The organism is Holdemanella sp. DFI.5.55, assembly GCF_020593575.1.
GTDB lineage: Bacteria > Bacillota_I > Bacilli_A > Erysipelotrichales > Erysipelotrichaceae > Holdemanella > Holdemanella hominis.
Window position 1 is genome coordinate 18,588 of the sequence record NZ_JAJDMK010000027.1, and the last position, 8,504, is coordinate 27,091.

Sequence of the window (8,504 nt, forward strand, 5' to 3'; positions counted from 1 at the left end):
ACCTGCGAGGTGATTTCATGATTAGAAAAGGAACGATTGGAGATGCAGAAATATTATCTAAGGTAGAAGCAACTTGTTTTCCACCCAATGAAGCAGCGACTTCAAAAGAGATTCAAGAAAGATTAAATGTATATGCGAACCATTTTCTTTTATTGTTCGAAAAAAATCAATTGATTAGTTTTATCGATGGTTTTTGTACAAACCAAAGAGATTTAACGGATGAAATGTATAGTGATGCTTCGATGCATGATGAAGATGGTGACTGGCAAATGATATTTGGATTAAATACATTACCAGATTATCAAAAAAATGGTTATGCCGCGAAGATCATGTGTGCAATGATTGATTTGGCTAGACAAGAGAACCGAAAAGGATTGGTGTTAACTTGTAAAGATAGATTGGTGCCTTACTATAGTAAGTTTGGGTTTAAAAATGAGGGTGTATCCTCAAGTGTTCATGGTGGTGTAGTTTGGTATCAAATGCGATTGGAGTTTTAGATGAAAATAATTCAAAAGGTAAAGAAATATCAGAAGAAAAAAGCAAAAAAAGCCGTAAAAGAAGAGTTGAAACAGATGATTCCTACGTTAAGAGGTCAATTGAATGAAGTGACTTCTGGTTTGGATGAATTAAATGGTCTTCTTAAAAAGATTACGCGTTCATGAAGTCAAAAATTTATTTGGCTATCGATTTAAAGTCTTTCTATGCTTCTTGCGAATGTGTATCTAGAGAATTGGATCCATTAAAAACTAATCTTGTAGTGGCAGATACTTCTAGAACAGAAAAGACAATATGTTTGGCTGTATCGCCTTCTTTGAAACAGTATGGAATTGGAGGAAGGTGTCGTTTGTTTGAGGTGAATAAAAAGGTAAGAGATGTGAATGCAAAAAGGAAAAAGGGGCTTTTGCGTTTTGATGGTAAATCAGCAGATGATGAAATTTTAAAACAGAATCCTAGATTTGAAGTCGATTTTTTAATTGCACCTCCAAGAATGAAATACTATTTGGATATCAGTACACAAATTTATAATATCTATTTGAAATATGTTTCAAGCCAAGATATTCATGTATATTCCATTGATGAAGTGTTTATTGATGCGACGCCATATTTAAATACGTATCATTTAACACCCAAAGAGTTCGCAATGAAAATGATTTTAGATATTTATGAGACAACAGGCATCACGGCTACGGCAGGTATTGGTACGAATTTATATCTTGCCAAGGTGGCGATGGATATTGTGGCCAAACATAAAAATCCAGATGAGAATGGGGTTCGTGTTGCGGCTTTAAATGAATATAGGTATCGTAAATTGTTGTGGAATCATAAGCCATTGACTGATTTTTGGCGTGTTGGAAAAGGGTATGAGAAAAGATTGCATAAACTAGGTATTGATACAATGGGAAAGCTTTGTGCCTTTAGCTTGGAACATGAGGATGTTTTGTTTAAGACATTTGGTGTAAATGCCGAACTATTGATTGATCATGCGTGGGGATATGAACCTTGTACGATTGAAGATATCAAGGCATATAAGCCAGAAAAGAATAGTATAGGTTCGGGACAAGTCTTATCTTGTGGGTATGAAAAAGAAAAGGCTAAGATTTTAGTAAAGGAAATGGTGGAATCTTTAGCTTTAAGTTTGGTGGATAAGCATTTGGTGACAAATAAAGTGGTTCTTACTATTGGTTATGAAGTAAATGAGGATTATACGGGCGAAACGATGGTTGATTTTTATGGGAGAGTCTTGCCGAAAAGCTTAAATAAAATTGTTCATTTGCCTCAAAAGACAAATGCGAATTCAATTCTAATTCAAAATATATTGGATGTATTTGATCGGTATGTGGATTCTAGTTTATTGGTGCGAAGAATCAATGTGGCGGCTGTTGAAGTGATAGATGAAAAGAATCGTGGCTTTGAACAGATTGATTTATTTTCAAATGTGGATGAAGAAGAATTAAAGAAGGAAAACGATCTTCAAAAGGTGACTTTAAAAATAAAGAATAAGTATGGCAAAAATTCAATCTTAAAGGGAACGGATTTTGAAAAGGGAGCTAAGGCAAAAGAAAGAAATGCGCAGATTGGAGGGCATAAGGCATAATGGATGAAAGATGGTATACAATGAATCGACCTAAAAGTAAATATCCAAAGATGTCTATGTCAGATCGTGCCGCTCAATTTGCACCTTTTGCAGCTTTAACAGGTCATAAAGAGGCGATATTAGAGCAACAAAGAATAACTCAGACAAAACGCATTTTATCGAATGAAGAAAAGCTTAGAATCAATGAGAAAATCATTGAATTGATAAATTTGAAATCGAAATGCAGAATCACTTATTTTGAGAAGGATAAGACAAAAAGTGGTGGTCAGTACATGGAGAGCGTTTTGTCTTTTAAGCGTATAGATGAATTAAATAAGACTCTATTTTTTAAAGAGAATATTCAGATACAAATAGAGGATATTGTAGATATTGAAATATTGGAACATTGACTTGTTCTTTTTTCTTTCCAAATAAAAAAACAGCCATTGGCTGTTTCATAGAGATTGCATTCCTAATTTAAAACAATTGTATTTTTGTCTTGTGAAGTTTATGCCTTTCAATCGTTTTAAATAGAATACTTGTTACTGGAAAGATGATATCTTTTATTATGGGATATCGAACATGAGTATCAGATAGAAATTTTCTGAATACATTTATAATTATAATTACAGTATAGAGCTTTGTCTTATGATAAATAGTCAAAAAATATAGATATATTATCATTTTTGTATTATATTTAATTTATGGAGAATAAATTACACATTATAAACGGATATTCGGATGAATTATTTCCTATAAATATCTGTGTTGTTAGAAAATATAGTGATTTACCGATTGGCAGTGGCTTTAAGTCTTTGCATTGGCATGAAGACTTGCAGTTTGTGCTATGTACTAAGGGCTATGTGAGTTATCAGGTGAATGGAATAGAGTATGAGCTCAAAGAAAAAGAGGCATTGTTTATTAATAAGGGTGCTTTGCATATGTCGAGCGATATGAGTGAGGATGGAGAATATGTGACACTTACTTTTCCTGAAGAATTACTTTTTTTCTTTAAAGAGAGTCGAATGAAATATAAGTATGTATGGCCTTATACGCGTATGGATTTTTTAAGATGTTATGGAATCAAGGAAAAGAATCAGATTATTAAATGTTTGTATGATATTTATAATATTTATTTAAATGGTTCGGATATGTTTGAATATGATGTTTCTATTTTGATCACAATGATTTGGAGACAATTGGTGAAGAGTTTATCTGAAATCGATTTTATTCCAAACAAAAAAGATGTCGAAAGACAAGAACGAGTACAAGTGATGCTTGTATATATTCATACGCATTACGCCGATGAGTTATCTTTAAAAGATATTGCGGACGCAGGGATGATGAGTATTGCGCAGTGTAATCGTTGTTTCAATAAGATGTTAAATATAACACCATATGAGTATTTAATTCAGTATCGGTTGCAGAAGGCAACAAATCTTTTAAAAGATGCCACGCTGAATGTAACGGAAATATCAGAGATTGTAGGTTTTAATAATGTGACACATTTTATTCAGGCGTTTAAAAAGGTGTATGGCATATCGCCAAAGAAGTATCGAATAATGGAGGGGCAAGATGAAAAGGGCAGTTGAAGAAATCTTAAAATTTAATGAGGAAAGAGATTGGGATCAATTTCATAACCCGGAAAATTTAGCTAAATCGATTAGTATTGAGGCAGGAGAGTTGTTGGAATGTTTTCAATGGAACAATGAATATGATAAGCAACATGTTTGTGAAGAACTTGCCGATGTGATGAATTATTGTATTTTGATGGCCAATAAATTGGGCGTGGATATGGAAGAGATTTTGTTGATGAAATTAGAACAAAATAAGAAGAAATATCCGGTAGAAAAGTGTAAAGCATCTTCTAAAAAGTACACAGAACTGATAAAATAAGGGTATGTTAGATGTCGAACGATTACAATTCTTAGATTTATATAGTTTTGAACTACGATTGGATTATTTTGAGAAGATTCTAGAATTTACAAGTTCTTCTTATTCTTTCTATTGGTTAGAGGCAGTGTTAAATTTAATGATTTATAAGGATACAATTGAATTTGATGAAATCTTGGATGAAATGATTTCTTTAGCCTATGAGGATGTGGTAGAAAAAGGATATCATTTGGGTCCGTTGATTCATCAAAAGCGTACAAACGCATTGGAAAATGCGATTTTAAGTATCCAAAAGTATTTGCCTGAAAATTGTTCGAAACAAGAAATTATTATTTGTGTGAAACAACATGATGAAGATTTAAAGGAATATAAGAAACTATTGATCATGCAGACACCATATCGTTTGCTATCGAGCTTTTTGGTGGATGTAGGTGGTAATGATCCAATTTGGAATCGTCCTAAAGATATTATAGAAACAATCAAAGATTATAATGAAAAATATAGACTTCCATATATTATTGAAAATGATAGAGGCCTTAAAAGAAGAGTTATTGTTCAACCAGAATGGAGAGATTTCTTAATGACTAATTATCGTGTCATTATGGAATGGGTTCATGATGAAAAAATCAAGTATCTAGAAAAGCGTAAGATTGAAGAGAGTGCATCTTAGGATGTGCTTTTTCTTTTTGTTAAAATAAAAAATCCTATTGCTAGACTTAATTTTGTTTGTGTTTTAAATACATGGCGTAAATAAATTTGGCGATTCCAATCGCTATAAAAATTCTGTTAATTTTTCTAACATTATAAAGATTAGTCCTTTCTAAGATTTACCAATCTCTGTATTTTAAGTACATAGCGTAAAGTAATTTCATGAATACACTAAGTACTAAAAGTCTTCTTAAAAGTTCTAATATATTACCAAACATATAACTGTATAAATCATGGTATATTCTTAATATATCTCACACGATTTGTACATAAAATAAAAACTCCTTTATGTAAAGGAGTAATTGTTTAATGGTAGCGCGTACGGGATTTTGTTAATCCGTTCGTTGAGGTCATTTAAGCTTTATATAAAGCAACTAAATTCGTGTAGCTTTGTTAAAATGCGTGAATTTCGAGAAAAACAAGACATAAATGAGATATAAATTTGTGTTATTTTTTTCTCATTGCGTTCAAAATCTCATCACCATCTTCATCGATTAGATGGCCGTATCGGTCCATGGTTATGGTGACTGAAGAATGGCCAAGTCTTTTCGATATTTTATAAATGTTTACTCCTGCTTCAGTTAGATTTGCTACGTGGCTATGTCTGAAATCATGAATGCGTATTTGTCGCATATTGGCACGTGCACACGCTTCATTCTTGATTCGTGTGACTGTGGTTTGGTTGAATTGATTGTATCCACCAAATACAAACCAATCCATACTGAACTCAGGATAGTCTTTGTATTTCTGGTATTGTTCATCCAATATCGAATAAAGGTCCTTATCAATCGCGATTCGTCTTTTCGAGCCTTTTGTCTTTAACGGCATCCACTCACCATTGACACATTGACGATGTACATTTATGAATTTATGATTGTAATCATTAAAAGTTAATGATGCACATTCATTTAATCTCATGCCAGTCCAATATAATACAAAGTAATAGTTCCTAAACTCTCTGTGGTCTTCGTCAATTGCATCTAGAAAGCGATTAAACTCATCTATGGTATAAATGTCCATCTCTTGCAATTTCTCGTCTGTGGACTTTGTAAAGCGGTCTATAAGGCCCATTGGATTCGATTTGATCCCATGGTATTTCATTCCATATTTGAATACTGAATTAATAAAACCTAGTATTCTATTCTTCCTGGAAGTAGACAAACCTAAATCATCAATATAATCACGAACTTGCTTCATATATGCAATTTTTATCGAATTTACGTTGCGATCAGCAAGCATATCACAATATTTTCGCAACATCATTTGCTTATCCAGTTTAGTCTTGGATGTGTTTGCTTTGGATGAGTACTCAATATATTCATTTGCTAAATCTTTGAATTTAATATCGTATATATTTTTTTCTTGTGATTTGATTAAAAACAAAGCTTCTGCATCCTTACATTCTTTCTGCGTGTCATACCATTTTGAATTACGTTGTTTTCGATTGCCGAACACATCAGTGAAATATACACGGTATTGGTATTGTTTAACTCGTCCTTTTTCACGAGATATAATTGTCATGATATTCACTCCATTTCTTTTTCTAAATATGATAGAATGAATGCGTACGTATGGTGTTCTTACTTGTAAAACTTCAAATGCCATTCGTATCATTCTAACTAAGCCTACCAAAGCCAATGGTAGGCATTTTTTTTATTTTAATCTAATTTCATTATCAGAAACCCATTCAAGAAATTCTTCTTCTAACTCATCTTCTTTTATCTTCATAAAGACTTCTCGTGCTTCTGTGGCTGTGACTTTTCTTCCTTGAAGGCTAGCTATCATTCTTTTTTCACGTTCATTTTCACGAGCTGATTCATTGTATCCTTCTTGAAAGGCTTGTTTCATATCTTTTAAATCTTTTAAAAATCCCATTTTTATTCTCCTTATAATCCTAACTTTTTCTTAAATTCATTTAATATAAGTGTTTCAACGTATTCACTTGTTTTTTTGTCCAATTCATCTAATTCTTCTTGCGTTAGCTTTATTGATACGCCATTTTCGCTTGTTACAACAAAATACTTTTCTTCTGTGATTTCTTTTCCATTATCGACATCATCAGACACTTCTTTAACTTGCCAAATATGACATCTTAAATAATTGATGAAATTTTCGGTGATGCCGTTTGCATAATCGTAAGTTCGCATTTGTTTAATTTTGTCTTTAATTTCTGCGTATGGTGTAGTATCTTCTGCATCACACGAGCCGAGTAAATACCATTCAGAAACATTTAAAGCTTCTGCAAGCTTATGTACAACTTTTAATGAAGCTGGTCTTCCGTTTTCAATGTTATTAATTGAACTTCGAGACTGATAACCAGCTCTTTTAGCTAATTCTTCTTGGGTTAAATTTAATTCTTCTCTGCGTTTTCTAACACGTTCACCTAAAACATTATCGTTGTTCATATTGATTTCTCCTTTATCTATCTTAATTATAACAGTAATATTCAAAAATGTGAACTTTTTTATCACAAAAGTGTTGACATGTACACATTATGAGAGTATATTAATGGTGTACACAGAAACGTGGACATAAGAAAGGAGGCAAAGATGACTGATAAAGCTTTGTTAAAATCTTTCTTAGCTTTAAAATCTATGACAATGCAAGAATTGTCTGATAAAACAGGCATAAGCCTTTCATCCCTTAACTATAAGTTAAATGAAGCAAGAGAATTTAGGCAATCAGAAATTAAAGCTATTCAAGATGTTTTAGAATTATCGAACGAAGAAAGAGACAATATTTTTTTTAAGATTTAAGTACACAAAAACGTGAACATAAGAAAGGAGGCAATATGAACGAATTATTTAATGTAACTACAAATGGTGACAAATTAACTTTGTCGGCTAGAGAATTGCACAAAGAATTAAACATTGCAGGAAGATTCTCTAGATGGTTTGAGCAAATGTCGGAATATGGATTTGAAGAAAACGTGGATTTTACAAGTGTACAAAATTGTACGGTTGTTAATAACGGAGCAATGAGAGAATTACAAGACTACCAAATCACACTTGATATGGCAAAAGAAATTGCAATGCTCCAACGTAACGAAAAAGGAAAACAAATCCGTAAAAAGCTGATCGAATTAGAAAAAGCATGGAACAGTCCTGAAAAGGTTATGGCTCGTGCACTAGATATTGCACATAAAACAATTGCTAATCTTCAAATTGAAAATGAAGAAATGAAACCGAAAGCTTTCTTTGCAGATGCAGTTAAAGCTAGTGATTCTTCAATTCTGATTGGTGACTTAGCTAAATTGATTAAGCAGAATGGCTATGACATTGGCGAAAAGAAGTTGTACAGATGGTTAAGAGAAAAAGGCTACATCTGTAAGAACTCAACAGAGCCTACTCAAATGGCAATGAATTTAGGTTTATTTGAAATTGTAGTCAGAACGATTGAACGTGGTGATGCTCCACCAAAAGCTACAAGAACAACCAAAGTTACTGGTAAAGGCCAAGTTTACTTTATCAATAAGCTATGTAATTCAAATTGTTCGCTTTATGATTTAGAACCATTATTCTAAATTTTCAAAAATGATTGATGTAGTACCCTCAACTCTATCTCACAACTGCAAGTAGGCATTGACCGAAAGTTCATGAAATTCAGAAGTTTGATTACATCACACTCAACTTTTCCATTGCATATTCAATCAAATCACTAAATACGTTATTGATCGTGCGAGTGTGAGAAAAAAATTAACCGTGAAATAATCGGATACTCCCTTGGTAAATTAGAAATCAAAATCTGAATGGATTGGAATACAGTTGATAAATCTCCAATGTCATTAAGTTAAGCAAATTCTTAAATTTATGAGTCTTACCTATAAACG

General features: G+C 32.5%; 12 protein-coding genes. 9 read left to right on the forward strand and 3 right to left on the reverse strand.

Features of this window, described 5'->3' with window-relative positions; genetic code table 11:
* Nucleotides 1-17: 17 nt before the first annotated feature.
* The 7 genes from LJE08_RS07070 (at nucleotide 18) to LJE08_RS07100 (ending at nucleotide 4,637) form a co-directional block, all read left to right on the forward strand.
* On the forward strand, nucleotides 18-497 hold the full coding sequence (locus LJE08_RS07070) for a GNAT family N-acetyltransferase (RefSeq protein WP_117924262.1): 480 nt from the start codon (nucleotides 18-20) through the stop codon (nucleotides 495-497).
* Nucleotides 498-662, forward strand: a complete 165-nt coding sequence (locus LJE08_RS07075; RefSeq protein WP_217256789.1) for a hypothetical protein — start codon at nucleotides 498-500, stop codon at nucleotides 660-662.
* Nucleotides 659-2,095 (forward strand): DNA methylase, encoded by a 1,437-nt coding sequence (locus LJE08_RS07080; protein WP_186998771.1) that lies wholly within the window; start codon nucleotides 659-661, stop codon nucleotides 2,093-2,095. The genes LJE08_RS07075 and LJE08_RS07080 overlap by 4 nt, the downstream gene beginning before the upstream one ends.
* On the forward strand, nucleotides 2,095-2,484 hold the full coding sequence (locus LJE08_RS07085) for a hypothetical protein (RefSeq protein WP_117924258.1): 390 nt from the start codon (nucleotides 2,095-2,097) through the stop codon (nucleotides 2,482-2,484). Before LJE08_RS07080 ends, LJE08_RS07085 begins: the two co-directional genes overlap by 1 nt.
* A 294-nt stretch (nucleotides 2,485-2,778) precedes the next feature.
* The gene (locus LJE08_RS07090) at nucleotides 2,779-3,666 is read left to right on the forward strand and encodes an AraC family transcriptional regulator (protein ID WP_217256856.1); all 888 of its coding nucleotides are present in this window, start codon (nucleotides 2,779-2,781) and stop codon (nucleotides 3,664-3,666) included.
* Nucleotides 3,650-3,970, forward strand: a complete 321-nt coding sequence (locus tag LJE08_RS07095) for a nucleotide pyrophosphohydrolase (protein WP_003864113.1) — start codon at nucleotides 3,650-3,652, stop codon at nucleotides 3,968-3,970. Before LJE08_RS07090 ends, LJE08_RS07095 begins: the two co-directional genes overlap by 17 nt.
* A gap of 4 nt (nucleotides 3,971-3,974) precedes the next feature.
* Nucleotides 3,975-4,637, forward strand: a complete 663-nt coding sequence (locus LJE08_RS07100) for a hypothetical protein (RefSeq protein ID WP_217256855.1) — start codon at nucleotides 3,975-3,977, stop codon at nucleotides 4,635-4,637.
* A 485-nt stretch (nucleotides 4,638-5,122) separates the two neighbouring features.
* Here the strand turns inward: LJE08_RS07100 and LJE08_RS07105 are convergent, their stop codons facing one another.
* The 3 genes from LJE08_RS07105 to LJE08_RS07115 are packed head-to-tail and all read right to left on the reverse strand — an operon-like array spanning nucleotide 5,123 to nucleotide 7,080.
* On the reverse strand, nucleotides 5,123-6,280 hold the full coding sequence (locus tag LJE08_RS07105; RefSeq protein ID WP_227402790.1) for a site-specific integrase: 1,158 nt from the start codon (nucleotides 6,278-6,280) through the stop codon (nucleotides 5,123-5,125).
* Between the two features lie 48 nt (nucleotides 6,281-6,328).
* Nucleotides 6,329-6,550: a hypothetical protein gene (locus LJE08_RS07110; RefSeq protein WP_227402791.1), complete on the reverse strand. Its 222-nt coding sequence runs from the start codon at nucleotides 6,548-6,550 to the stop codon at nucleotides 6,329-6,331.
* Nucleotides 6,551-6,561: 11 nt separating this feature from the next.
* Nucleotides 6,562-7,080 carry a helix-turn-helix domain-containing protein gene (locus LJE08_RS07115; protein WP_227402792.1) on the reverse strand — a complete coding sequence of 173 codons (519 nt, stop codon included), beginning with the start codon at nucleotides 7,078-7,080 and terminating at the stop codon, nucleotides 6,562-6,564.
* Between the two features lie 144 nt (nucleotides 7,081-7,224).
* Between LJE08_RS07115 and LJE08_RS07120 the strand changes: the two genes are divergently transcribed.
* Both LJE08_RS07120 and LJE08_RS07125 read left to right on the forward strand, forming a co-directional pair.
* A complete protein-coding gene (locus LJE08_RS07120; protein ID WP_227402793.1) occupies nucleotides 7,225-7,431 on the forward strand; it encodes a helix-turn-helix transcriptional regulator in 207 nt (68 codons plus the stop codon).
* A gap of 35 nt (nucleotides 7,432-7,466) precedes the next feature.
* Nucleotides 7,467-8,198: a phage antirepressor KilAC domain-containing protein gene (locus LJE08_RS07125; RefSeq protein ID WP_227402794.1), complete on the forward strand. Its 732-nt coding sequence runs from the start codon at nucleotides 7,467-7,469 to the stop codon at nucleotides 8,196-8,198.
* Nucleotides 8,199-8,504 lie beyond the last annotated feature (306 nt).